This window comes from Erwinia sp. L03-1, assembly GCF_058686115.1.
The window spans coordinates 520754-545731 of the sequence record NZ_CM178762.1 but is presented as its reverse complement, the minus strand read 5'-3'; the positions used below and the strand labels follow the sequence as shown (position 1 = coordinate 545731).

Annotated in this window: 20 protein-coding genes and 1 tRNA gene; 11 read left to right on the top strand and 10 right to left on the bottom strand. The window is 52.2% G+C overall.

Translation table 11 applies throughout. The features are described from left to right. Position 1 precedes the first annotated feature (1 nt). The 5 genes from AC4PCC_RS02530 to AC4PCC_RS02510 form a co-directional block, all read right to left on the bottom strand. The gene (locus AC4PCC_RS02530) at positions 2-2260 is read right to left on the bottom strand and encodes a Z1 domain-containing protein (RefSeq protein WP_492126281.1); all 2259 of its coding nucleotides are present in this window, start codon (positions 2258-2260) and stop codon (positions 2-4) included. Further along, a complete protein-coding gene (locus AC4PCC_RS02525; RefSeq protein ID WP_492126280.1) occupies positions 2244-3848 on the bottom strand; it encodes an ATP-binding protein in 1605 nt (534 codons plus the stop codon). Before AC4PCC_RS02525 ends, AC4PCC_RS02530 begins: the two co-directional genes overlap by 17 nt. Before the next feature lies 1 nt (position 3849). After that, positions 3850-5220, bottom strand: a complete 1371-nt coding sequence (locus AC4PCC_RS02520; RefSeq protein WP_492126279.1) for a DNA cytosine methyltransferase — start codon at positions 5218-5220, stop codon at positions 3850-3852. 98 nt (positions 5221-5318) lie between these two features. After that, positions 5319-6611 (bottom strand): tyrosine-type recombinase/integrase, encoded by a 1293-nt coding sequence (locus AC4PCC_RS02515; protein ID WP_492126278.1) that lies wholly within the window; start codon positions 6609-6611, stop codon positions 5319-5321. Positions 6612-6809: 198 nt separating this feature from the next. Continuing rightward, a tRNA-Leu gene (locus tag AC4PCC_RS02510) sits at positions 6810-6894 on the bottom strand. A 303-nt stretch (positions 6895-7197) separates the two neighbouring features. Between AC4PCC_RS02510 and AC4PCC_RS02505 the strand changes: the two genes are divergently transcribed. After that, entirely contained in the window at positions 7198-7704 is a 507-nt protein-coding gene (locus tag AC4PCC_RS02505) for a YjjA family protein (RefSeq protein WP_067706084.1), read from the top strand. Between the two features lie 252 nt (positions 7705-7956). Beyond that, entirely contained in the window at positions 7957-9210 is a 1254-nt protein-coding gene (locus AC4PCC_RS02500) for a DUF445 domain-containing protein (RefSeq protein WP_345831628.1), read from the top strand. 139 nt (positions 9211-9349) lie between these two features. On the opposite strand, the gene lptG is transcribed toward AC4PCC_RS02500, so the two are convergent. Beyond that, on the bottom strand, positions 9350-10426 hold the full coding sequence (gene lptG / locus AC4PCC_RS02495; RefSeq protein WP_067706082.1) for an LPS export ABC transporter permease LptG: 1077 nt from the start codon (positions 10424-10426) through the stop codon (positions 9350-9352). Continuing rightward, positions 10426-11526 (bottom strand): LPS export ABC transporter permease LptF, encoded by a 1101-nt coding sequence (gene lptF, locus AC4PCC_RS02490; protein WP_067706308.1) that lies wholly within the window; start codon positions 11524-11526, stop codon positions 10426-10428. The genes lptG and lptF overlap by 1 nt, the downstream gene beginning before the upstream one ends. A gap of 279 nt (positions 11527-11805) precedes the next feature. Here lptF and pepA point away from each other — a divergent pair, with 279 nt between their 5' ends. The 4 genes from pepA to AC4PCC_RS02470 all read left to right on the top strand — a co-directional run bounded on the left by pepA (position 11806) and on the right by AC4PCC_RS02470 (position 17268). Beyond that, positions 11806-13314, top strand: coding sequence for a leucyl aminopeptidase (gene pepA, locus AC4PCC_RS02485; RefSeq protein ID WP_067706080.1), 1509 nt, complete (start codon positions 11806-11808; stop codon positions 13312-13314). 5 nt (positions 13315-13319) lie between these two features. Further along, the gene (locus AC4PCC_RS02480; RefSeq protein WP_067706078.1) at positions 13320-13778 is read left to right on the top strand and encodes a DNA polymerase III subunit chi; all 459 of its coding nucleotides are present in this window, start codon (positions 13320-13322) and stop codon (positions 13776-13778) included. Positions 13779-13783: 5 nt separating this feature from the next. Next, positions 13784-16639: a valine--tRNA ligase gene (locus AC4PCC_RS02475; RefSeq protein WP_492126277.1), complete on the top strand. Its 2856-nt coding sequence runs from the start codon at positions 13784-13786 to the stop codon at positions 16637-16639. Positions 16640-16767: 128 nt separating this feature from the next. Further along, positions 16768-17268 carry a GNAT family N-acetyltransferase gene (locus tag AC4PCC_RS02470; RefSeq protein ID WP_067706074.1) on the top strand — a complete coding sequence of 167 codons (501 nt, stop codon included), beginning with the start codon at positions 16768-16770 and terminating at the stop codon, positions 17266-17268. Between the two features lie 31 nt (positions 17269-17299). Here the strand turns inward: AC4PCC_RS02470 and miaE are convergent, their stop codons facing one another. Then, positions 17300-18076 carry a tRNA isopentenyl-2-thiomethyl-A-37 hydroxylase MiaE gene (miaE, locus tag AC4PCC_RS02465; RefSeq protein WP_492126276.1) on the bottom strand — a complete coding sequence of 259 codons (777 nt, stop codon included), beginning with the start codon at positions 18074-18076 and terminating at the stop codon, positions 17300-17302. Then, on the bottom strand, positions 18060-18479 hold the full coding sequence (gene rraB, locus AC4PCC_RS02460) for a ribonuclease E inhibitor RraB (protein ID WP_067706070.1): 420 nt from the start codon (positions 18477-18479) through the stop codon (positions 18060-18062). The genes miaE and rraB overlap by 17 nt, the downstream gene beginning before the upstream one ends. Positions 18480-18638: 159 nt before the next feature. Between rraB and argF (AC4PCC_RS02455) the strand changes: the two genes are divergently transcribed. Beyond that, on the top strand, positions 18639-19649 hold the full coding sequence (gene argF / locus AC4PCC_RS02455) for an ornithine carbamoyltransferase (protein WP_492126275.1): 1011 nt from the start codon (positions 18639-18641) through the stop codon (positions 19647-19649). An 80-nt stretch (positions 19650-19729) separates the two neighbouring features. Here argF (AC4PCC_RS02455) and AC4PCC_RS02450 read toward each other — a convergent pair whose 3' ends face one another. After that, positions 19730-19954, bottom strand: coding sequence for a hypothetical protein (locus tag AC4PCC_RS02450; protein WP_492126274.1), 225 nt, complete (start codon positions 19952-19954; stop codon positions 19730-19732). A gap of 332 nt (positions 19955-20286) precedes the next feature. Between AC4PCC_RS02450 and arcA the strand changes: the two genes are divergently transcribed. From arcA to AC4PCC_RS02430, 4 genes are all read left to right on the top strand, one after another. Next, positions 20287-21507 carry an arginine deiminase gene (gene arcA / locus AC4PCC_RS02445; RefSeq protein WP_492126273.1) on the top strand — a complete coding sequence of 407 codons (1221 nt, stop codon included), beginning with the start codon at positions 20287-20289 and terminating at the stop codon, positions 21505-21507. 15 nt (positions 21508-21522) lie between these two features. Next, complete coding sequence (gene arcC, locus AC4PCC_RS02440; RefSeq protein ID WP_492126272.1) at positions 21523-22434, top strand: carbamate kinase; 912 nt, start codon at positions 21523-21525, stop codon at positions 22432-22434. A 59-nt stretch (positions 22435-22493) separates the two neighbouring features. Further along, positions 22494-23498 (top strand): ornithine carbamoyltransferase, encoded by a 1005-nt coding sequence (gene argF, locus AC4PCC_RS02435; protein WP_492126271.1) that lies wholly within the window; start codon positions 22494-22496, stop codon positions 23496-23498. Positions 23499-23564: 66 nt separating this feature from the next. Continuing rightward, on the top strand, positions 23565-24974 hold the full coding sequence (locus tag AC4PCC_RS02430) for a YfcC family protein (RefSeq protein ID WP_067706061.1): 1410 nt from the start codon (positions 23565-23567) through the stop codon (positions 24972-24974). The last annotated feature ends 4 nt before the right edge of the window (positions 24975-24978 follow it).

Here is a 24978-nt window from a genome sequence, read left to right as displayed (position 1 = left end):
GCTATTTTCTTCTTTCGATATGAATGTTAGTTCTTAGCCTTGAAGGAATATTAACAGAAAACCATGTTACATCTAGTATGTCTGCTGAAGTTTGTTCACGGGCAATAGTACCAAGATTGAATCGTCTAAGTTGCAAAGAGATCCTTTCCTCAGACATAAAATCCCTATCATTAAGCGTATTTTTACTGTTGCTAAAATATTGATTTAATGGAGCATTTCTATCCTTTTGGCATAAACCACGTCCCGCATTACGTGTACGGTACTGGGATTCTAAATTATTGATAAAAAATACATCAACAACAAGGTTGGGATCTTTAACTAATAACTCAGCCATTGTTATCAACATTGCGCTATGATATTCAGCATCAATTGGATCTTTAACTTCAATTTCTAATAAAAATTCATCCAGTATTGCTCTCAATGGTAATTCCTTCAACACCCGAGTTGTGGATGAGTTTTTCTTTCCGCTGATTTTTATAACATCGATAGCATCCGCAGCTGGGCCAAATTTTTCTTGCCATTCACGTTGAATTTTTGACAGTAATTTTCTATTTGCATCAACTGAAATATCATCCCTTTGTAACACACTTGGCACAATCCAGCCATCAACGGGAATACGTCGAGTATTAATACCAATAACATTTGCTCTTGTCGGTTTTAGTTTATCACCAAGAACAAAATCTCTTCGCCATTCTCTTAAAGACTTACCTCTGTTACTTAGTAAAATTGATCTGACAAATTCCTCGTGATCTACATAAGCCGAAAATGCCTCACGTACATCACTTTGCACGAAAACACGGCATAAACCTAGATACCCTCTCTTATAACCAAAAAAACGTGCTCGCTGCTGAAGAGTATCAGCTGCAGGAGAACTACCAAGAGGTCTAGGCATATAAGTAATAACTAAACCTTCAACAGTATATCCTCTATCTAATTTAGCCCCTCCCACTAAAATCCAATAATCAGTAGATCTCCATTTAACTTTTTTTTCTGCATCAGGAGTACCATTGACTTCAACACAATTCAATTCGCTAAATACATCTTCAATCATTGACTCAATCAATTCAGGTAGCGGTCTTATATCAGGAAAAGTTGATTTTAATGACTCATACTCTTTCCTAAAATAGTTCTCTGCGTCGTGTGGTTTTTTTTCATTAATGTCTTCAATATATTTAGTCAAGGTTGTAATGGATTTATCCATCCAATCCTTATACTCTTTATGAGAACTAGTCTGCATCGCAGGGTGTACCATCATCGATCTATTACGATCTTTTCCTTTAACCTTTGTTAATGCATGTTGAGCAGCCGCTAATAAAAAATACCGCAAGGCTTTAAGTAGACTTTTAGGAGGTGCTATAACAATGTGGTCTTTATTTGGAACTTCTGATGATGGAATATCAATTACTAAGCTTGATTTTTTTTTTAAAAAATCTTTACCACCTGTATAAGCAGGTCCTGGTGTCACTAATTCCGCAAAATTGGGATTAAGCAAATCTGTCTGGGCGATTAAAAGATTTGCTTGTGGTGTAGCTGTATATTGCAAATATGAATGATGTGGGAGTCTGTCTCTAACATTACAAATCCGATCATAAATTGTACTTTTTGCTGTTTCATCCTCTTTCGCTGCGCGAATTTTAGCAGCTAAGGTATTTAAACTAGCCTGATCACTCTCATCATCAATAATTAGAACAGGAACTTGCTCTAAAGGAAGGTTTTCTAAAACAGATGACAAATTTTCAAGATGCACGTTTTGTTTCAAGACAGTTATTAACACTGCTCTTTTCTTAATCGGTCTTCTTTTCCAAGAGTCAATTCTGTCTTTTATTTGACTGGCAACACCTTTCGGGTTTGAGAAATGACACCAATTTTCACCTTCATCAATGCCTAGATCCTTAATTAGTCTCTCCTCTGATTGCTCTCGAAGATTTGTTTTTGTCCCAGCAAAAACAATCACCATTCCATAACTGTTATCCCGCGCTAAAGAAATAACTGTTTCAAATGATAATGTCTTCCCACTTTGAACATAACCGACAACTAACCCAGTCTCTCTACCAGATACTTCCTCTGGCGGTAAACACCGACCTAATATTCGTTGAGCTTCTTGCAGGATTGAACTCTCGCCATTAGTCAAATCACTATAGCTTGGCCCATTTTGATCTTTAGATTTGCTTCGCAGGAACTCCTCTGTAACATCTCCACGTTTTGGTTCCCACCGAAGAGGAGGAAGTATTTTATTAATGATCTTAATCGATGTTGTCATTTTCAAAAACCGTACGCGTAAGCGTTCCTCGTAGTAGATAGTTAAAATGATGTAGGAAACTTTTAGGTGACTCGCCAGTAATATCCTCAGATAAAATGAGTGATATACAAACTACAGATGCTGTGCGGAGGAATAGTTCAATATTCTCATTAGAAGTTCCAAGAAACTTAGTAGAAAATGGATGAGCTAATGATAGATCAATAAACAAACGCCTTATTCTCTTCGTATTATCACTTTTTTCCTCCTGCATTTTCGCCATTGAAACCCATTCATCTCTAGCGGGATCAACAGAAGTACGTAAAATAATTACCCATTGGAAAGTACCATCATTAACCTTAACTATTTTTTCAGATGCTTGTAATGAACTAGGAGCCATTTCCTGCAAAATTACTAATGGCTCTTCAGGATGTTCTTTTATCTCAGTTAATAATGGAGTAATATTATTCTCAATATATTCCGCAACAACTGCTGTTGCTAATTCGGCTTGCTTTTCAATAGATTTTTTAGTGGGGAGCGAACGATAATTTTCAGCTTGTGATATCAAGTCTAATGGAGGATTTTCTATTTCTTCACGTAACCGCTCGAGAAAAATATCTTCATAACCCTCCCAGCGGAAACCATCTTTTGTGTGGCTAACCTCGAAACCTTCTACATAGAGTTCTCCAAATAGCCTTTGATATTGAAAGCTATTTGTTCTTTTAAAAATATATTCAGGCCGATATGTTTCGTCCGAACTTCCAATAATTAGTCGGCCACGTCTAAAAAGTGAAAAACCAGCATAATGTGTTGAACCAATTTCCCTGAGCGCTACAAAACCTTTTACAAAAAGTCCATTTCCCAAGTCTAATTTTATATCTTTACGCCATTCAATTGGTTCAGTACAACTTTTATCAATTATTCCCGGAGAGATATATTTTAGTGATTTGAGAATAGATGGAGATTTATAACACAAAGGCTCCCCATTAAATTTTATTTCTATATTATCATCCCTTAAGAATACTCGATAGATACTACACAAATGTTCTTTAATTTTACCTATAGTTCTTCCTTGAGGTATATGATGTAGTCTTCTCAAAGAAACAACTGTATAGTGATAACTTTCATCTACTTCATTTATTTGTGTATTCAAATTATCAATATTTTCATCGACAATTTTCTTAACATCAAAAGTTATACTTCTTTCAACTTTCTCACCAATTGCTTTAGTCCTAACATTCCAATAATCAGAAAACCAACAGGCAGCACTTTTCATCCCCATACCAAATTCAGAGAGCCCAGTACGATCAATGGGTAACTGCGCCGTTCTGAAAGCCCGAGGGAAATCAGATGTTGAAATTCCGGCGGCATTATCGCATATTGTTAATTGCCCTGGCAGGGTAGAATCTAAACGAATATCAATTTTGAGTTTGAAGGTATTGTTATTGGCATCATTAAGCTTATCCTTATTCGCTATCGAACTTTGAATAGCATTATCAATAAATTCAGCAATAGCATACCAAGGCTTATAGTTAAGATGCCTTAATACAGAAAGTATATTAACTTCAGGCCTTATTTCAATTGGGGCAAGCAACTCTTCATAAGAGTTCATTTTACGTAACCTCCCTTTCGCAAAGACTTTTTACTCGTTTTACAATATCATCAGTATCGCATATTTCAATAGTCTGTTTACAAAGAAGTGCTTTAGCAACGTGCTCTACCACTTGAGAATTTACAGCATTTCCTAGGGCCTGGAAGGCTTGCGTTTGACTAGTTGGTAACTCTTTTAAATCATCTAAACTTTGAAGTCGAGCACATTCTCTTGGAGTCATATAACGTTTCTGCCAAGCAATTATAGGGACTTGAGTATCAGTCATTGCTATAAGACTTGGGGCAGTAGTCCTGCGTTTTACCCGCACTCCAGAGGCTCTAAATTGTAGAACATAAGACCAGATATTATGTTCGCCACCCTGAACATTCCATTCAAGTTTTTGCAAACTGGAAGGGAATTTAAGAATTGAAGGCAGCCATGCATCTATCCAATCTTTATTGTCATGATAAAATTTTCTATTCTGCCTAAGAAAATCTCTCTTCCACTTTGGAAAAGTCATTTCTTCAGTTCTTGCGTGACTCGGAAGTGCAGCCCATCTTTCTTCGATACTTCTATGATAGCCCAATTTTCGACCATGACTTCCTTTGAAGCCTTTGAGCCCATTCAAACCTAGTCGTATTTTCCTTGAATATGGTGTTTCATTTTCAAAGGGATACGTTGCCCCCCATTCCATCGACCAAAGAGGAAACGATGGTAGTTGCACATTTTTAGGGCAAGCCTTAAGGAAAGCATCCCATACATCCAAGCATTCTTCTACCTGTGAAGAAAGGGGTTTAGCCTCAGCAGGATAATCATCCAAAATACTATCTATTGAAGTTTCAACTTCTTTTAATTTAGGCCATTTGAATTCCGGTAGCGGTTCCAAAGAGCCAACTATATATATACGTTCTCTAATTTGAGGTATGCCGAAATTATGAGGCGACAGTTTTGCCGCATCAATATGGTATCCAAGCCCTTCACTACCAAGGAGCTTTTGTATTTTTATCCAAGTTTTTCCATTATCATGCTTCAATAAATTTGGAACGTTCTCTAATATAAAATAATGAGGTTTTTTATATTCTAAAATATTGACTACATTAAAGAATAAATTCCCTTGTTTCGTACACTCGAACCCTAATTGCTCCCCTGCTTTTGAAAATGGTTGGCATGGGAAACCAGCAGTTAATACATCATGGTTAGGTATATCCTCGATAGCGACTTCAGTAATATCACCCGCAGGGCGTAGATTAAAATTGATTTCGTATAGATCCTGCAGATTTTTTTTCCATTCGGCAGCAAAAACACATGTACCACCAAGCTTACTAAGAGCCAGATGAAAACCACCTAAGCCTGCAAATAAGTCTATGAAATTAAAACCTTTTAAATTTTCCATCTAAAATTCTCTGATCATTAATTATTGGGTACGATCAATGTCATTGGTATCTACCTATTATTACTGTATATTAATACAGTTAACTCAGCAAATCTTTCTTAGTCCAAATTGCTTTCGTTAAACATTCTGTTAATTTTTTTACTTTTTTGTCTTCCAAAATCAAATGGACTAACCCCCTTGTCCCGATTCGCTTCAAGAAAATCAGCCCACCATTGTAACATTAGCCTACGCTCCTCCAAATGCTCCGCCTCAAGAATGTAAGACGCACACACAGAGTTACGCTCCTGATGACTCATCTGCCGCTCTACCGCATCCCTAGACCACATCCCTGACTCAATTAACGAACTACATGCCATGGTTCTGAAACCGTGACCACAGACTTCAACTTTCGTGTCATAGCCCATAACTCGTAGTGCATTATTAACCGTGTTTTCACTCATCGGTTTACGCAGGTCATGATCGCCAACGAAAATTAAATCGCGATTACCATTTAGGCGTTTTATTTTCTCAAGGACTGCAAGGGCCTGACGAGATAACGGTACCAGATGCGGCGTTCGCATCTTAGATCCACGGTGAGAATGCTTAACACCTTCCAAGGGTTCGCGATCTGCCGGTATCGTCCACATTGCTGTCTCGAAATCGATCTCCGACCAACGGGCGAAACGCAGTTCACTGGAGCGGTTAAAGACCAGCAATGTCATTTCTATAGCTAAACTAGTGAGCGGTCTGCCGGTGTAGGTATCGATACGGTGAAATAGTTCACGAGTACGGCTAAGTTCTAAGGCGGGGCGATATTGCCGTTTTGCTGTAGCAACGGCTCCAGCCATTTCCTGAGCGGGGTTGTAGTCGTTCAAGCCGATTTGCACGGCATAGCGCATTATTGCGGTGGTACGCTGCTGAAGACGTGAAGCAACTTCAAGACGACCTGATTTCTCAACCGCTTTGATAGGTGCCAGCAAATCGCGGGTTTTAAGTTCGGCAATATTGCATTTACCAATAGAGGGGAAGAGGTTGTCCTCCAGGGTTTTCAAAACACGATTGCTATGATCCTTTGACCACTTTTGATTGGTGGCATGCCATTCAATCGCAACTTCTTTGAATGTCCGGATTTCTGCTTGCTCGACCTTATCTGTTTTCTTTTTATCACTAGGGTCAATGCCGTTCGCTAGCTGCTTACGTGCTTCATCACGTCGTCCCCTGGCATCAGCACGCGTTACTTCTGGGTATATGCCCAATGCCAGCATCTTCTCCTTACCATCAAAGCGATAACGCAAGCGCCAGTACTTTGACCCGTTAGGATGAACCAGTAACACCATGCCGTCGCCATCTGTGAGCTTATAGGCTTTTTCTTCAGGTTTAGCCGAACGAACCTTCACATCACTCAGAGCCATGTTGAGTATCCTTTCAAGGGTTCTGTGTGGGTACAAACATTATCGAACCGGGATATACCCGCAGATGTACCCACATCAGTGAGTTGATGTAGATTGATTCAGGTTGACTTATGTTGACTGAAAAAGCGAGGAAAGCCTTGCAGATACTGAATTGTAAACAAAAAAAAACCGCCATTAAGCGACTTTATTTCATACTAATGGTGCCGAAGGCCGGAATCGAACCGGCACGCCTTGCGGCGGTTGATTTTGAATCAACTGCGTCTACCGATTTCGCCACTTCGGCACTGAAGGGTATGCGGAAAACGAGGTGGATTATACCGTTACGGCTACCCTGCGCAACCTAAATCCTTTAGGACGATCGTTGAGTGGTGAAAAATAGAGCGCTTTAGTCCAGGGTCTTTGCCCCTGCCTTCTTAACCTTACTGAGATTACTCTTAAACCCTTACCCCTCTTGGCGGGTGATATGCGTGTGCGGGAACCTGGCGACTATTGTGCTGTCCCAATGGAATGAAAATGGGTTGCCGTGCCGGCGGTTAGCGAAAGCGCATCTGGCAGCGGCACCGGATAACAAATACAAGGGTATAGCATGAAAGCAACGTCTAAGATGGTACTGGCAATGGCACTCTCTTCCACCCTGCTGGCGGGTGCAGCCTCGGCGGCAAGCTGGCAGGACCAGCTGAGCAGCGCGGCCAGTTCGCTCAGCCAGAATTCTGAATCTGGCACGTCTGGCTCCACCTCGCAGACCGGCACCTCCATGGGCGCGCTGACGGGTCTGCTGAACGGCGGGAATCAGTCGCTGAGCTCCAACAGCATGACCAATGCCGCTGGCGTGTTGCAGTACTGCGTGAAGAATAACGTGGTGGATAACAACGTCAGCTCGGTGAAAGACCAGCTGATGAGCAAGCTTGGCCTGACGGACACCACTAAGCAGCAGGAAACCACCGATTATAAGCAGGGCCTGATGGGTCTGCTGAATACCGGCAACAATCAGCAGGTGAATCTGAGCAGCCTGGGGAATACCGCGCTGGGCAAGAAGGTGAAAACCAAAGCCTGCGATCTGGTGCTGAAGCAGGGCAAGCAGTTTATCTCCTAATCTCTTCGGAGCTGTCCCTCCATTGCCCTTCCCAGGAGCCACAGCAGGTGGCTCTTGTTATCTTGTAGAAAATCCTCCCGCCCCCTCTCGCGTCTGCGCCCTACTGCTTCTCACACTCTGCATGTGACCGAAAAGGACAATCCCTCGCCAGGCTGTTAACCTGTGAGTTGCTTACGCCCGTGATACCAACAAGGAGCCTCCGACGTGAAGGATAAAGAAGCTGAGTTACTTAAGGCCAAACGTCTGCCCCTGATGCTGCTGTGCGGCGCGGCAGTGCTTTTTATTGCTACCGTGCTTTATCCCCTGTGGTTCCCGGCCAGCCGCTGGGTGGGGGCGCTGAAGTCCGTCGCAGAGGCGTCGATGGTGGGCGCGCTGGCGGACTGGTTTGCGGTCAGCGCGCTGTTTCGCCGGGTGCCGATCCCGCTGGTGGGTCGCCATACCGCCATTATCCCGCGCAATAAGGAGCGTATCGCCGATAATCTGGCGCTGTTCGTGCAGGATAAGTTCCTTAATACCGATGCCCTGCTGACGCTGATTCGCCGTCACGATCCGGCGCAGATGATGGCCAGCTGGCTGCGTACCCCGGAGAACGCTGAGCGGCTGGGCGGGTATCTGCTGAAGATGGTCCGAGGCTTCCTCGACCTGGCGGACGACCAGCGCATTCAGGCGTTTATGCGTCGTGCCATTCACAAGGCGATCGATAAGGTCGATCTGTCGCAGTCGGCGGCGATGGTGCTGGAGAGCCTGACCAAAAATAACCGCCATCAGGCGCTGCTGGACGATGCCATCAGCCAGCTATTGCAGCTGGTGAATAAGCCCGCCACCCATGACTTTATCGCCGCACAGGTGATGCGCTGGCTTAAGCGCGAACATCCGCTTAAGGAGAAGATGCTGCCCACCGAATGGGTGGGCGAAAAGAGTGCCGAGATGGCCGCCAACGCGGTGAGGTCCATCCTTAACGACATCGAGCAGGATGGTACCCATGAGATCCGTCAGGGCTTCAATCGCGCCGTGGAGCGGCTGATTAGCCGCCTGAAAAGCGATCCGGAAATGCAGCTTAAGGCGGAAGAGATTAAGGACTACCTCAAGCAGGACGAGGCGCTGAATACCTATATCAGCCAGCTGTGGGGCGATCTGCGCGGCTGGCTGAAGGCCGATCTGGATAAGTCAGATTCGGTGCTGCATGCAAAGGTGAGCGCGGCCGGGCAGTGGCTGGGTGAAACGCTGGTGCAGGATACGCATCTGCGCGCCTCGCTCAATCAGCATCTGGAGGAGGCCGCCATGGGCGTCGCACCAGAGTTCTCGGCGTTCCTCAGCCGCCATATTAGCGATACGGTGAAAAGCTGGGACGCGAAGGATATGTCGCATCAGGTTGAGCTGAATATCGGTAAGGACCTTCAGCGTATCCGCATTAACGGCACGGTAGTGGGCGGCGTTATTGGCCTGATCCTGTGGCTGCTGTCGATGGTGCCGGTGGCGATTGAAACGCTGCGTTCGGGGTATTGATTACCGTGGCCAGCTCAGGAATTCACAGTTAAAAAAAGGGGCGAAAATCTTAGATTTCCGCCCCTTTTCTCTCATCTGCCACCCCGGTATAACCAGCGCGCCGTCTGCATTTTTGCTACCCGACCGCCCTGTGCAACACCTATCGGCGCTTAAGCAGCATCATCATGCTAATGGCGAAGAAAACGGCGCTCGGCAGCAGCGCTCCCAAAACCGGTGGGATATTGTAGACCAGGCTCAGCGGGCCAAATATCTGGTCCAGCACGTAGAACAGGAAGCCGAAGCTGATGCCGGTTACCACCCGCATCCCCATGGATACGCTGCGCAGCGGGCCGAAAATAAACGACAGCGCCATCAGCATCATCACCGCCACCGACAGCGGCTGGAAGATTTTGCTCCACATATTCAGCTGGTAGCGTCCGGCAACCTGGCCGCTCTGCTTAAGGTACTTCGAGTAGTTATACAGCCCGCTGATCGACAGCGCATCCGGGTCCAGCGCCACCACGCCCAGCTTGTCCGGCGTCAGGGAGGTTTTCCACTGGCCGCTCAGCGTCTGGCTGCCGGTCACCTGTTTCGGGTCGGTCAGATCGGACTGTTCCACTTCCGACAGGTCCCACAGCTTTTCACTGGCGTTGTATTTCGCCGAGGCCGCATAGCGCACCGATTGCAGGCGGCGATCTTTATCAAAGTTATAGATACTGATGCCCCCCAGCTCGCTGTTGTCCTTCAGCCGCTCAATAAAGATAAAGCTACGCCCGTCCTTCGCCCACAGGCCGTTCTGCGTGGAGAGCAGCGAGCCGCCGATCATCTGCTGCGCACGGTAGTTACGCGCCATCTGCTCGCCCTGCGGCGCAACAAATTCGCCGACCGCCATGGTCAGCAGCACCAGCGGAATGGCGGTTTTCATCACCGACGCGGCAATCTGCATGCGGGTAAAGCCGGACGCCTGCATCACCACCAGCTCGCTGCGCTGGGCCAGCGTACCCAGCCCGAGCAGCGCGCCAAGCAGTGCTGCCATGGGGAAGAAGATCTCAATGTCCTTCGGCACGCTGAGCAGGGTGTAAAGCCCGGCACCGACCGCGGTGTAGTCACCCTGGCCGGTTTTACGCAGCTGATCGACAAACTTGATGATGCCGGAGAGCGACACCAGCATAAACAGCGTCGCCATGATGGTGTTGAAAATCGTTTTACCGATATATCTGTCGAGTACGCCAAACATCAGACGGAGCCTCCCTTGCTGAAGCGCGCGCGAATACGTCGCATCGGCACCGTATCCCACAGGTTAAGCAGCACCGCCAGCGCCAGATACCCCAGGTTGACTACCCACATCCACAGCGCCGGATCCAGCCGCCCTTTCGCGCCGCTGGAGCGCAGGGAGCTTTGCAGCAGGAAGAAAATCAGGTAGAGCAGCATCGCGGGCAGCATGGAGAGCACCCGGCCCTGACGTGGGTTAACCACGCTAAGCGGCACCACCATCAGCGCCATTACCAGCACGGAGAAGACCAGCGTCAGTCGCCAGTGGAGCTCGCTGATAAAATCCGGCTTGGTGGAGTGCCGCAGGGCGCTGAACGACATCTGCTCGGCGTCGTTCGGGTCAAGCAGCACTTCCTGATGCCCGATAATCGCCTGATAGTTTTTGAAATCGGTAATGCGGAAGTCACGCAGCATCGCCGTGCCCTCGAAGCGCGTACCGTTATCCAGGGTCACCACCTGCGATCCGTCATGGCGCTGCGACATATGGCCTTTGTCCGCCACCACCACAGAGGGACGGGCATTGTCTTTTGGCCGCAGCTGCGCGAGGAAGACGTTGCCGAAGGTGTTCCCCTTCACGTTTTCGATAAAGAGTACCGCCTGCCCGTCGCCCGACTGCTGGAACTGGCCGGCTGCCAGCGCCGCCGCGCCGGGGTTAGCCTTGGCGTTTTTGGTCACTTCGTTCTGATCGCGCGCCGACCACGGCCCAAGCCAGGCGACGTTGGCGGCGGCTACGGCGGCGGTGATCAGCATCAGCACCATCGCGGCTTTCACCAGCACCGCCTTGCTCAATCCGCAGGCGTGCATAACGGTGATTTCACTTTCGGTATAGAGCCGCCCGAAGGTCATTAAAATGGCTAAAAACAGGCTTAGCGGCAGAATTAGCTGAGCCATTTCCGAAATACCAAGACCCAGTAAAGTCAGGACTAAATTTGTGGGTACTTCGCCGTCCGCCGCTGCGCCTAAAATCCTGACTAACTTCTGACAAAAGAAGATTAGCAGCAGGATAAAAAGGATAGCCAGCTGGCTCTTGAGCGTTTCCCGGACCAGATATCTAATGATGATCACGCTGAGTACGCCTGTGAAAACTTGTCTTTTTGCAGGAAAATCGCTAGTTTCATCGCTTATACGCCATTTATTCTCATTGATGGCCATGGTCATAGCTGAAATAGTATGACAATAATCGTGTTCTGGTGGTGCTAAAACCATTCTACCCAGTGACGGGCGATCACCAAAACTAAAAGTTGCCCGTTAGCCTAACGGCGCGGTGCCACGGCGTTACGCGTGACGAAAGCGCACCATTCTAGCCGCAGCAGGCGCCGTTGTCTTTAAGATTCAGGAGAGTGCATGGAGTTCAGTGTAAAAAGCGGTAGCCCGGAAAAACAGCGCAGTGCCTGTATTGTGGTCGGCGTGTTTGAGCCGCGCAGGCTGTCACCGATTGCTGAACAGCTGGATAAAATCAGCGATGGCTACATCAGCGCCCTGCTGCGCCGCGGTGAGCTGGAAGGGAAGGTCGGGCAGACGTTGCTGCTTCATCACGTGCCGAATATCCTGTCTGAACGTATTTTGCTGATTGGCTGTGGCAAAGAGCGTGAGCTTGATGAGCGGCAGTACAAGCAGGTGATTCAGAAAACCATCAATACGCTTAACGACACCGGATCGATGGAAGCCGTCTGCTTTCTGACCGAGCTGCACGTTAAGGGCCGCAACACCTACTGGAAAGTGCGTCAGGCGGTTGAAACCTCCAAAGAGACGCTGTACAGCTTCGATCAGCTGAAAAGCAATAAGGTCGAGCCGCGCCGTCCGCTGCGCAAAATGGTGTTTAACGTCCCAACCCGTCGCGAACTGACCTGCGGCGAGCGGGCGATTCAGCACGGCCTGGCCGTGGCGGCGGGCGTCAAAGCCGCCAAAGACCTCGGCAATATGCCACCGAACATTTGTAATGCTGCCTATCTGGCATCCCAGGCGCGCCAGCTGGCCGATGCCTGGAGCAATATCACCACGCGGGTGATCGGCGAGCAGCAGATGAAAGAGCTGGGCATGAATGCCTATCTCGCCGTCGGTCAGGGTTCGCAGAATGAATCGCTGATGTCGGTAATTGAGTACAAGGGCAGCCCGGATGCGGACAGCAAGCCTATTGTGCTGGTCGGTAAAGGCGTGACCTTTGACTCCGGCGGCCTGTCGATCAAGCCTGCGGAAGCCATGGACGAGATGAAGTACGACATGTGCGGCGCCGCGTCGGTCTATGGCGTGATGCGCATGGTGGCCGAGCTTAACCTGCCGCTGAACGTGGTGGGCGTGCTGGCCGGCTGTGAGAACATGCCGGGCGGCCGCGCCTATCGTCCGGGCGACGTGCTGACCACCATGTCCGGCCAGACCGTCGAAGTGCTGAATACCGATGCGGAAGGCCGTCTGGTGCTGTGCGATGCCCTGACCTACGTTGAGCGTTTTGATCCCGACGTGGTGATCGACGTCGCGACCCTGACCGGTGCCTGCGTGATCGCGCTGGGCCACCATATCAGCGGGCTGCTCTCTAACCATAATCCGCTGGCGCACGAGCTGATTGGCGCGTCCGAACAGGCCGGCGACCGCGCGTGGCGTCTGCCGATGTCGGATGAGTATCAGGATCAGCTGGACTCCAACTTTGCCGATATGGCCAATATCGGCGGTCGTCCCGGCGGGGCTATCACCGCTGCCTGCTTCCTGGCGCGCTTTACCCGCAAATATAACTGGGCGCACCTGGATATCGCCGGAACCGCATGGCGCTCCGGGAAAGCGAAAGGCGCCACGGGCCGTCCGGTCGCCCTGCTGTCGCAGTTCCTGCTGAACCGCGCCGGCCTTAACGGCGACGATTAACGGTAATGAAAAACGCCACCTTCTACCTGCTGGAAACCGATACGCCGGTTGACGGACTCAGCGCCCTTGAGGCGCTGGTCTGCGACCTGGCGGGACTTCACTGGCGTGAGGGGAAGCGCGTACTGGTGGCCTGTGAAGATGAAGCCCAGGCTGTCAGGCTGGACGAGGCGCTGTGGAAGCGTCCGGCCAGCGCCTTTGTCCCGCATAATCTGGCGGGAGAAGGGCCAAAATACGGCGCCCCGGTCGAGCTGGCCTGGCCGCAGCGTCGCGGTAATGCGCCGCGCGATCTGCTGATCAGCCTGCTGCCGCAGTTTGCAGATTTTGCTACTGCTTTCCATGAAGTGATAGACTTCGTGCCTTATGAAGAAAATTTGAAACAGCTGGCGCGCGATCGTTATAAAACGTATCGCAGCGTTGGATTCCACTTGAATACGGCCACGCCGCCCGGGCCGCCAACGATATAGCAGACATGGAAAAGACATATAACCCGCAAGAGATCGAACAGCCGCTTTACGAGCACTGGGAAAAGCAGGGCTACTTTAAACCGAATGGCGATACCAGCCAGGAAAGCTTCTGCATCATGATCCCGCCGCCAAACGTCACCGGCAGCTTGCATATGGGTCACGCATTCCAGCAAACCATTATGGATACCCTGATCCGCTACCAGCGTATGCAGGGTAAAAATACCCTGTGGCAGGCCGGGACCGACCATGCCGGTATCGCGACCCAGATGGTGGTGGAGCGTAAAATCGCGGCTGAAGAGGGTAAAACGCGTAAGGATTACGGACGCGACGCCTTTATCGACAAAATCTGGCAGTGGAAGGCGGAATCCGGCGGCACCATTACCCGTCAGATGCGCCGTCTGGGCAACTCCGTGGACTGGGAGCGCGAGCGCTTCACCATGGATGAAGGTCTGTCCAACGCGGTGAAGGAAGTCTTTGTGCGCCTGTACAAAGAGAACCTGATCTATCGCGGCAAGCGCCTGGTGAACTGGGATCCTAAGCTGCGCACGGCGATTTCCGACCTGGAAGTGGAGAACCGCGAGTCAAAAGGCTCAATGTGGCATATCCGCTATCCGCTGGCCGACGGCGTTAAAACCGCCGATGGCAAAGATTATCTGGTGGTGGCGACGACCCGCCCCGAAACCGTGCTGGGCGATACCGGCGTCGCGGTTAACCCCGAGGATCCGCGCTACAAGGATCTGATCGGCAAGTTTGTTGAGCTGCCGCTGGTTAACCGCCGTATTCCCATCGTCGGTGACGAACATGCGGATATGGAGAAAGGCACCGGCTGCGTGAAAATCACCCCGGCGCACGACTTCAACGACTACGAAGTGGGCCGCCGTCACAAGCTACCGATGATCAATATCCTGACCTTTGACGGTGATATCCGTGAATCTGCGCAGGTTTATGACACCAACGGGGAAGAGTCCACCCAGTGCGATCCCACCATCCCGGCGGAGTTCCAGAAGCTTGAGCGCTTTGCCGCGCGTAAGGCCGTGGTTGCCGCCATTGATGCGCTGGGCCTGCTGGACGAGATCAAGCCGCACGACCTGACCGTGCCTTATGGCGATCGCGGCGGCGTGGTAATTGAGCCGATGCTGACCGACCAGTGGTACGTGCGTACCGCGCCCCTGGCAAAAGTGGCGGTGGAAGCCGTTGAACAGGGCGATATCAAGTTCGTGCCTAAGCAGTACGAGAACATGTACTTCTCCTGGATGCGCGATATTCAGGACTGGTGTATTTCCCGCCAGCTGTGGTGGGGCCACCGCATTCCGGCCTGGTACGATGCCGGGGGCAACGTTTACGTTGGCCGCACCGAAGCTGAGGCGCGCGCCGATAATAACCTGGCTGACGATCTGGTGCTGAACCAGGACGAAGACGTGCTGGACACCTGGTTCTCCTCCGGCCTGTGGACCTTCTCAACGCTGGGCTGGCCTGAGAATACCGAAGCGCTGCGTACCTTCCACCCTACCAGCGTGCTGGTGAGCGGCTTCGACATCATCTTCTTCTGGATTGCCCGCATGATCATGCTGACCATGCACTTTATCAAGGATGAGGATGGCAAGCCGCAGGTGCCGTTTAACACCGTCTATATGACCGGTCTGATCCGCGATGACGAAGGGCAGAAGATGTCGAAGTCGAAAGGCAACGTCATCGATCCGCTGGATATGGTGGACGGGATATCGCTGCCGGATCTGGTGGCTAAACGCACCGGCAACATGATGCAGCCGCAGCTGGCAGAGAAAATCCGCAAGCGCACCGAGAAGCAGTTCCCGAACGGCATTGAGCCGCACGGCACCGATGCGCTGCGCTTCACCCTGGCGGCGCTGGCCTCTACCGGACGCGATATCAACTGGGATATGAAGCGCCTGGAGGGCTACCGCAACTTCTGTAACAAGCTGTGGAACGCCAGCCGCTTTGTGCTGATGAATACCGAAGGCATGGATTGCGGCTTCAATGGCGGCGAGATGACGCTCTCCCTGGCCGACCGCTGGATCCTTGCCGAATTCAACCAGACGGTGAAAGCTTACCGCGAAGCGCTGGATAGCTACCGCTTCGATATTGCGGCCAACATCCTGTATGAGTTCACCTGGAACCAGTTCTGCGACTGGTATCTGGAGCTGGCTAAGCCGGTAATGACCGGTGGAAATGAAGCAGAGCTGCGCGGCACCCGCAATACGCTGGTTACCGTGCTGGAAGCCCTGCTGCGTCTGGCGCATCCGATTATTCCGTTTATTACCGAAACCATCTGGCAGCGCGTGAAGGTGCTGAAGAACATCAGCGATGACACTATCATGCTGCAACCGATGCCGGCCTTTGAGGCCAGCAAGGTTGACGATGTCGCCCTCAGCGACACCGAGTGGCTGAAGCAGGCTATCGTCGCGGTGCGTAATATTCGCGCCGAGATGAACATCGCCCCTTCCCGTCCGCTGGACGTGCTGCTGCGCGCCAGCAGCGCCGAGGTGGTGCGTCGGGTTAACGACAACCACAGCTTCCTGAAATCGCTGGCGCGACTGGCCAGCATCAGCCTGCTGTCTGCCGACGATAAAGGCCCGGTTTCCGTCACCAAGATTATCGACGGCGCCGAGCTGCTGATCCCGATGGCGGACCTGGTGGATAAGGCGGCCGAGCTGGAGCGTCTGGCGAAGGAAGTGACTAAGCTGGAAGTGGAAATCGGTAAGATCGAAAGCAAGCTCTCTAACGAAGGTTTTGTCTCCCGCGCTCCTGCTGCCGTCGTGGCGAAAGAGCGTGAGCGCATGGCTGAGTTTGAGCAGGCGAAGGTCAAACTGATTGAGCAGCAGGCGGTCATCAACGCCCTGTAATCACTGATGTTGCCCTCAAGGCCCGGCAGAGCAGCGCTCTCCGGGCCTTTTTATTGGCCGGGATTGCATCACAGCCGCTGCGATGTTATTACACTGCCATCAAACCAGAAAACTAACGGCACTGAGTTATGACGACGCTACCCACCGGCCTGCTGGTTCGCCCCATTCAGGCAGAAGATAATCCGCACATCGCCCGCGTGATCCGCGAGGTCTCCGCTGAGTTTGGTCTGACCGCCGACAAAGGCTTCACCGTGGCCGACCCTAATCTCGATCATCTGTATGAGTTGTACAGCCAGTCTGACAGCGCCTACTGGGTGATTGAACTTGAGGGCAGGATTGTGGGCGGCGGCGGCGTGGCGCCTCTGCTGTGCAGCGAGCCGGGCATCTGTGAGCTACAGAAGATGTACTTTATGCCCGCCGTACGCGGCATGGGGCAGGCGCGCGAGCTGGCGATGCAGGCGATGGACTTTGCCCGCGAACGGGGTTTTACCCGCTGCTATCTGGAGACGACGGCCTCGCTGAGCCGCGCGGTACGGCTGTATGAACACCTGGGCTTTACGCATATCGACGGCCCGCTGGGCTGCACCGGGCACGTTGACTGCGAAGTACGGATGCTGAAAAGCCTCTGAGCGGCGCGGACGATCGCTACACCACAGAGGCTCAGGCCGTTGCAAATGCTGGTACGCCGCTGTGAAAGCGCAGCTCGCTGTCCGGTGACTGGATCAGCTTTGCTTCGGTTACGCCAATTTGTCTGACGCGCGCGCTGATGTCGGTAGTGGAAATGTCAGCGGCCAGCGCCAGGTAGTCCTGGTAGTGCCGCGCCTCCGATCGCAGGAGCGAAACATAAAATGCCGCCAGCTCCCCGTCCAGATGGGGCGCCAGGCTGGCGAATCGTTCGCAGGAGCGCGCTTCAATATAGGCCCCGCAAATCAGCTTATCGACCAGCGTCTGGGGTTCATGGGTGGTAACCTCACGCAGCAGCCCTTTGGCATAGCGGCTGGCAGTGATTTTGATATAGGGAATGCCGCGTGCCTGCATAATTTCCAGCACCTGATAGAAATGGTGCAGCTCCTCCTTGATCAACAGCACCATTTTGTCCACCAGCGCATCGCCCCAGGGCGCTTCGACGCGGCTGATAACCGCTTTCGACAGCGCCCGATGCTGTTCCAGGAAGGCCAGATCCGCATTTTCGCTGTGAACGAACTGCTCCCAGGGTTTTAGCCACGCCAGCAGCGCATCGCCGCTCTCTTTATCCGCCACGTATTTACGGATCAGCCACATGGCGGTCTGTGCCGCTTTCAGCTCACACACCAGGTGGTCGGTCAGCAGCAGCGGCAGATTCTCTGGCCGACAGGCCTGGTCAATCCAGGCCTGGGGCGTGCGGCATTGCAGAAAGGCGTGAATGGGGGCAAGCAGGGGATCAGTGACGAATGCCATTGTCTTCGTCGTCAATCTCTTCGCCATCGTCCTCTTCGTCTTCGGCATCGGGATCTTCGAAATAGGTTCCCCATCCGTCGTAGTCGACGTTGAACTTGCCAGCCAGATCGACCAGTTGCTCAACCTGGGCATCGATCAGTTCAGCGTTCAGCGCCGCCTCGCTCAGAATATCGCAGCACATCACTTTGGTGCCGTCTTCCAGCTCCAGCTCTTCCGGCTCCGTCACTTCATAGCCGATTTTAAAGGCTTCAACCGCCGCCTTTTCCAGCGCGTCAAAGCTGTCGCAGGAGAGGTGGTGCTCAATGGTGTAGAGCGCATCCGGATCGCTGCCGTCATCCAGCAGTTCTTCAATTATCAGCCGCGTCTCTTCGCGCTGCTCTTCCAATAAAGCTTCGTTCGCCATGATCTGTTCCTCAGTATGTGGCTTCTCTTATCAGTATTTTCCCACACTGCCCTTCGCGCCACTACCTTTATACAAAAGTTTCTGCGCGCCGGGGTTGAAAATGAATATTCATACGGTTAAATTGAATTTTAATTCAATAAAGACCACACGGAGTGCTTTATGAGTCATTTATACCAGCGTCATTTTCTCAGGCTGCTCGATTTTACGCCTGCTGAAATAAACGCTCTGCTGGCGCTGGCCGCCACCCTGAAGTCCGATAAGAAAAACGGTGAGGAAGTTCAGCACCTGCAAGGTAAGAACATTGCGCTCATCTTCGAAAAAGACTCGACCCGTACGCGATGCTCTTTCGAAGTTGCCGCCTACGATCAGGGTGCCAGGGTGACCTGGCTCGGGGCCAGCGGCAGCCAGATCGGTCATAAGGAGTCGATCAAGGATACCGCCCGCGTGCTGGGCAGGATGTACCACGGCATTCAATACCGTGGCTATGGGCAGGCGCTGGTTGAATCGCTGGCCGAACACGCGGGCGTGCCGGTATGGAACGGCCTGACCGATGAGTTCCACCCTACCCAGCTGCTGGCCGATCTGCTGACCATGCAGGAGCATCTGCCGGAAAAATCCCTCAGCGAAATGGTGTTTGTCTACGTCGGCGATGCGCATAACAATATGGGCAATACGATGATGGAGGCCGCCGCGCTGGTCGGTCTGGATCTGCGCCTGGTGGCGCCAAAAGGCTGCTGGCCGGATGAGGCGCTGGTGGCCGAGTGTCGGGCGGCGGCAGCTAAAACCGGCGGTAAAATTACCCTGACCGAAAATATTGCCGAAGGCGTGCGGGGCGCTGATTTTATCTATACCGACGTCTGGGTCTCCATGGGTGAACCGAAAGAGGTCTGGGAGGAGCGGATTACGCTGCTGCGCCCCTATCAGGTTAATAGCGCCATGCTGGCGCTGACCGGCAATCCGCAGGTGAAGTTCCTGCACTGCCTGCCCGCTTTCCACGACGACCAGACCACTCTTGGCCAGCAGATGGCGCAGCAGTACGATCTGCACGGCGGCATGGAAGTCACGGACGAGGTGTTTGAATCCCCCCACAGCGTGGTATTCGATCAGGCAGAGAACCGTCTTCACACCATCAAAGCGGTAATGGTTGCAACGCTGTCTGAGACGCATTAATACCCGCCACCTGCGGGTCATTTAAAATTGATCCGCTGGCTTTTTTCTCTGACCGCTTCCACGCTGGAATATATTTATTTCTAACTGAAGCGCGTTCCCTGAGACAGCCATAAATAATTATGCACCTCACTGGCATATATTATTTTCCTGCCGATAAATTCATCCGTATAACCTTTTGAGTTTTCCACATTAAAAATAATTCTTACCCTTTCATCACAAACAGGCCATACGGCCATTTGCGTCAGAAGGAATAAATATTTCAAATGAAAATGACTTTTACAGATATTTTTATCATTTTTAGCCATAACCATTCAAAATAAAAATAAAAACCTTAACATTCATATACCTGCATTCATGCAAGGGTAGGCTTCACTCTATTAAAACCCCGCAACAGAGAAACTTAATCGTAATAAGCCTTTAATTATTCATTTCTTTATCATTACAGAATGCACGTCACATGACCCTCATCAAATTAAATCCGCATAGTTCATTCCGCTTATTTTTTTGTGACAGATATCAAATTTGGCCAGGCAACGATGGTTACTATCACCTGGCAACCCTACTGGTAATAAGCTGATGCCAAATGAAAGGATTTATTCATTTGGTGCTGCTATTCCCTGAACAAACGGAACTGAATATGAAAAAACACTATGTTGGATCGGAAATAGGCCAGCTTCGATCCGTGATGCTTCATCGCCCTCATTTAAGCCTGAAACGCCTTACCCCTTCTAACTGTCAGGAGCTTCTGTTTGACGACGTGCTGTCGGTGGAAAAAGCCGGTGAAGAGCACGATTTTTTCGCCCAAACGTTACGCGATCAGGGCGTAGAGGTTCTGCTTTTCACCCAGCTGCTGACCGAAACGCTTGCGGTGCCAGAGGCCAAGGCCTGGCTGCTGAACACGCAGATTTCCGATTATCACCTTGGCCCTTCTCTTGCGGCGGATATTCGCGGCTGGCTGGCGGATGCGCCCCACGGACAGCTCGCACGTAACCTCTCGGGCGGCCTGACCTATGGAGAGATGCCAACGGGCTTTAGCAGCATGACCTCAGATATTCACGCGCCGGATGACTTTATTATGGCGCCCCTGCCCAACCATCTCTTCACTCGCGATACCTCGTGCTGGATCTATAACGGCGTGTCGATTAACCCCATGGCCAAAGCGGCCAGAAGGCGGGAAACCAGCAATCTGCGCGCCATCTATCGCTGGCACCCGACCTTTGCTGGCGGAGACTTTATTCACTATTTCGATGAGGAAGGCGTCAATTACGAAGAGACCACGCTGGAGGGCGGCGACGTGCTGGTGCTGGGAAACGGCACGGTCATGATCGGCATGTCAGAGCGCACTACCCCCTGCGGCATTGAGTTCCTCGCCCGCTCGCTGTTTCAACACCATCAGGCCAGCAAAGTTATTGCAATCGAGCTGCCCAAACATCGCGCCTGTATGCATCTTGATACCGTGATGACCCAGCTCGACCTGAATACCTTCTCCATTTATCCGGACGTTATCACCCGGCAAACCCGCAGCTGGACCCTGACCAGCGATGGTCACGGCGGCCTGGCGCGCAGGGAGGAGAAAACCGTTATGCATGCCATTGAGCAGGCCCTGGGTATTGATCAGGTTCGTTTGATCACGACGGGCGGCGACCGCTTCGAAGCCGAGCGTGAACAGTGGAATGATGCCAACAACGTGCTCACCGTGCGCCCCGGCGTGGTTATTGGCTATGAGCGTAACACTTATACCAATGAGAAATATGACAAAGCTGGCATCAGGGTATTACCCATTCCCGGTAACGAACTGGGCAGAGGGCGTGGCGGCGCGCGCTGCATGAGCTGCCCGCTGGAACGTGATGGCCTCTGAACACAGGAAAAGCTAATGACCAAACCTCTATTAGTGGTGGCGCTGGGCGGGAACGCCCTGTTGAAACGCGGCGAGCGGCTTGAAGCAGATACCCAGCGTAAAAATATTGCACAGGCGGCCAGCGCCATTGCCGCACTGACGCAGACGTGGCGGGTGGTGCTGGTACACGGCAACGGACCGCAGGTTGGGCTTCTGGCGCTACAGAACAGCGCCTACGATGCCAACGCGCCCTGGCCGCTGGATGTGCTGGTGGCCGAGACGCAGGGAATGATTGGCTACATGCTTCAGCAGGCATTACAGAATGCCCTGCCACAGCAGCCGGTCAGCATGCTACTGACCCAGGTGGAGATCGATAGCCAGGATCCCGCCTTCCATAATCCCACCAAGTATATCGGTCCGGTTTACCGCCCCGAGCAGGCCAGTACGCTGGCCCAGGCCCAGAACTGGACGATGAAAGCCGATGGTGACTTTGTACGCCGGGTGGTGCCTTCGCCACTGCCGGTACGCATCGTCGAGCTGGAAGCGATACAGGCGCTGGCGGAAAAAGGACATCTGGTAATTTGCAACGGCGGCGGCGGCATCCCGGTGGTGCGCCACCCCGGGGGGCAACGGTGCGGTGCCGAGGCCGTTATCGACAAAGACCTCTCTGCCGCCCTGCTGGCTTCACACCTCTCGGCAGATGCGCTGCTGATCCTGACCGATGCCGATGCGGTCTATCTCAACTGGGGCCAGCCCGACAGCCGGGCGCTGCACCAGATAACCCCCGCCGACCTGAAAGGGATCGCTTTCGATGCCGGATCGATGGGCCCTAAAGTCGCCGCATGCTGTGAATTTGTTGAACAGCAACAGGGGATAGCCGGGATAGGTTCGCTTGCGGATGCCGCAGAGATCCTGGAGGGCCGTAAAGGCACGCTGATCCGCGCTTAGTTACTAAGTCACTCAATCTCTGATTCAAAGATTAACTTTCTCAATTTAAGGAAATTTTCATGTCATCTTCACTGCATAACCGCCATTTCCTCAAGCTGCTGGACTTTACCCGCTCTGAAATCCAGGGCCTGCTCGATCTCTCCTTTTCACTAAAAAATGCCAAATATGCGGGTCATGAAGAGAAACACCTGAAGGGAAAAAACATTGCGCTGATTTTTGAAAAAACCTCCACCCGCACCCGCTGTGCGTTTGAGGTTGCCGCCTTCGATCAGGGCGCGCAGGTGACCTATCTTGGCCCCAGCGGCAGCCAGATTGGACACAAAGAGTCGATGAAAGATACCGCCCGCGTACTGGGCCGGATGTATGACGGCATTGAGTACCGTGGATTTGGGCAGGAAATCGTGGAGGAGCTGGCTGAGTTCGCCGGCGTGCCGGTCTGGAACGGGCTGACCGATCGGTTCCACCCCACGCAGATCCTGGCCGATCTGATGACCATGCTGGAACACGCTCCCGGTAAATCGCTGCACCAGATCGCTTTTGCCTACCTTGGCGATGCGCGTAACAACATGGGGAATTCACTGATGGTGGGCGCGGCCAAAATGGGGATGGATATCCGCCTGGTGGCGCCGAAATCGTTCTGGCCTGACGCGGATCTGGTCGCCACCTGCCAGGCGCTGGCACGGAAAAGCGGCGGGCGAATCACCCTCACCGAGAACGTTAGCGAAGGCGTGGAGGGCGTGGACTTCCTCTATACCGACGTCTGGGTCTCGATGGGAGAGCCAAAAGAGGCGTGGGCAGAGCGCGTCGCGCTGATGACGCCTTATCAGGTGAACGCCGATATGCTCGCGACCACGCATAATCCGCAGGTGAAATTTATGCACTGCCTGCCCGCTTTCCACAATGAAATGACCCGAACCGGGCGGGAAATTGAGGAAGCCTTCGGCATGAAGGGGCTGGAGGTGACCGACGACGTCTTCGAATCCCGCCACTCGATAGTCTTCGACCAGGCAGAAAACCGTATGCACTCGATTAAAGCGGTGATGGTCGCCACCCTCGGCGTTTAGCCTCCTCTCCGCCGCTCCGACAGCAAGCGGAGCGGCGGTATAAATAGCGATTAAGGATAAGACGTTATGCGTAAGTTCACCTTTCCGTCGGCCTACACCATTTTACTGATACTCATCGCGCTGGTGGCGGGCCTGACATGGGTCATTCCGGCAGGTCAGTACCAGATGGAGATGAATACCACGCTGAATAAGAGCGTACCCATTGCCGGCACCTGGCAGCCCACCACGCCGCATCCTCAGGGGCTGGTGGACATTGTGCTGGCACCGGGGGATGGCCTGTACGATCACAAAACCTATCAGGCGGGTGCCATTGATGTCGCGCTGTTTATCCTGGTGATCGGCGGCTTTCTGGGCGTGGTGAACAAGACGGGCGCCATTGATGCCGGTATTGAGCGGGTGATGCAGCGGCTGAAGGGCAGAGAGGAGTGGATGATCCCGATCCTGATGGCGCTGTTTGCCGCAGGGGGCACCATTTATGGCATGACCGAGGAGTCGCTCCCCTTCTACTCGCTGCTGGTGCCGGTCATGCTGGCCGCCCGCTTCGATTCGGTCGTCGCCGCCGCTACGGTAATGCTGGGCGCGGGGATCGGCACCCTGGGTTCGACGATCAACCCCTTTGCAACGGTGATCGCTTCTAATGCCGCAGGGATCTCTTTTACCGCCGGTATTGGCTTTCGCCTGGTGATCCTGCTGGTCGGCTGGCTTATCTGCGTACTCTGGGTCATGCGCTATGCGGTCAGGGTTCGTCGCGATCCCTCAAAGTCGATCGTCGCGGATCTGCTTAGCGAACATCGCGCCTTTTTCCTGAACGATCACGCCGACGACAGCAGCCGGGCTTTTACGCCCGTGCGCAAGGTGATCCTCGTGCTCTTTGCCGTGGCCTTTGCGGTGATGATTTATGGCGTGGCGGTTCGGGGCTGGTGGATGGCGGAGATTTCCGGCGTCTTTCTGGTGGCAGCAATCGTTATCGGCCTGGTGGCCCGTATGAGTGAAAAAGAGCTCTCCAGCACCTTTATCGACGGCGCGCGCGACCTGCTGGGCGTGGCCCTGATTATTGGTATCGCCCGCGGCATTGTGGTGGTGATGGACAATGGTATGATCACCCACTCCATCCTGCATGCCGCCGAAGTCACCGTGACCGGACTTTCATCGGCCGCCTTTATCAGCGTGATGTTTCTGCTTGAGGGCGTGCTCTCCTTCCTGGTGCCCTCCTCATCTGGCCTGGCGGTCTTAACCATGCCTATCCTCGCCCCGCTGGCTGATTTTTCGCATATCAGCCGCGATCTGGTGGTGACGGCTTATCAGTCTGCATCCGGCCTGGTCAACCTGATTACGCCCACCTCGGCGGTGGTCATGGGCGGTCTGGCGATTGCTCGCGTTCCCTATGTTCGCTGGGTGAAATGGATAGCTCCGCTGTTGCTGCTGCTGATGATTTTGCTTATTGCTGCGCTAAGTCTGGGCGCACTGCTCGGATAGTCGC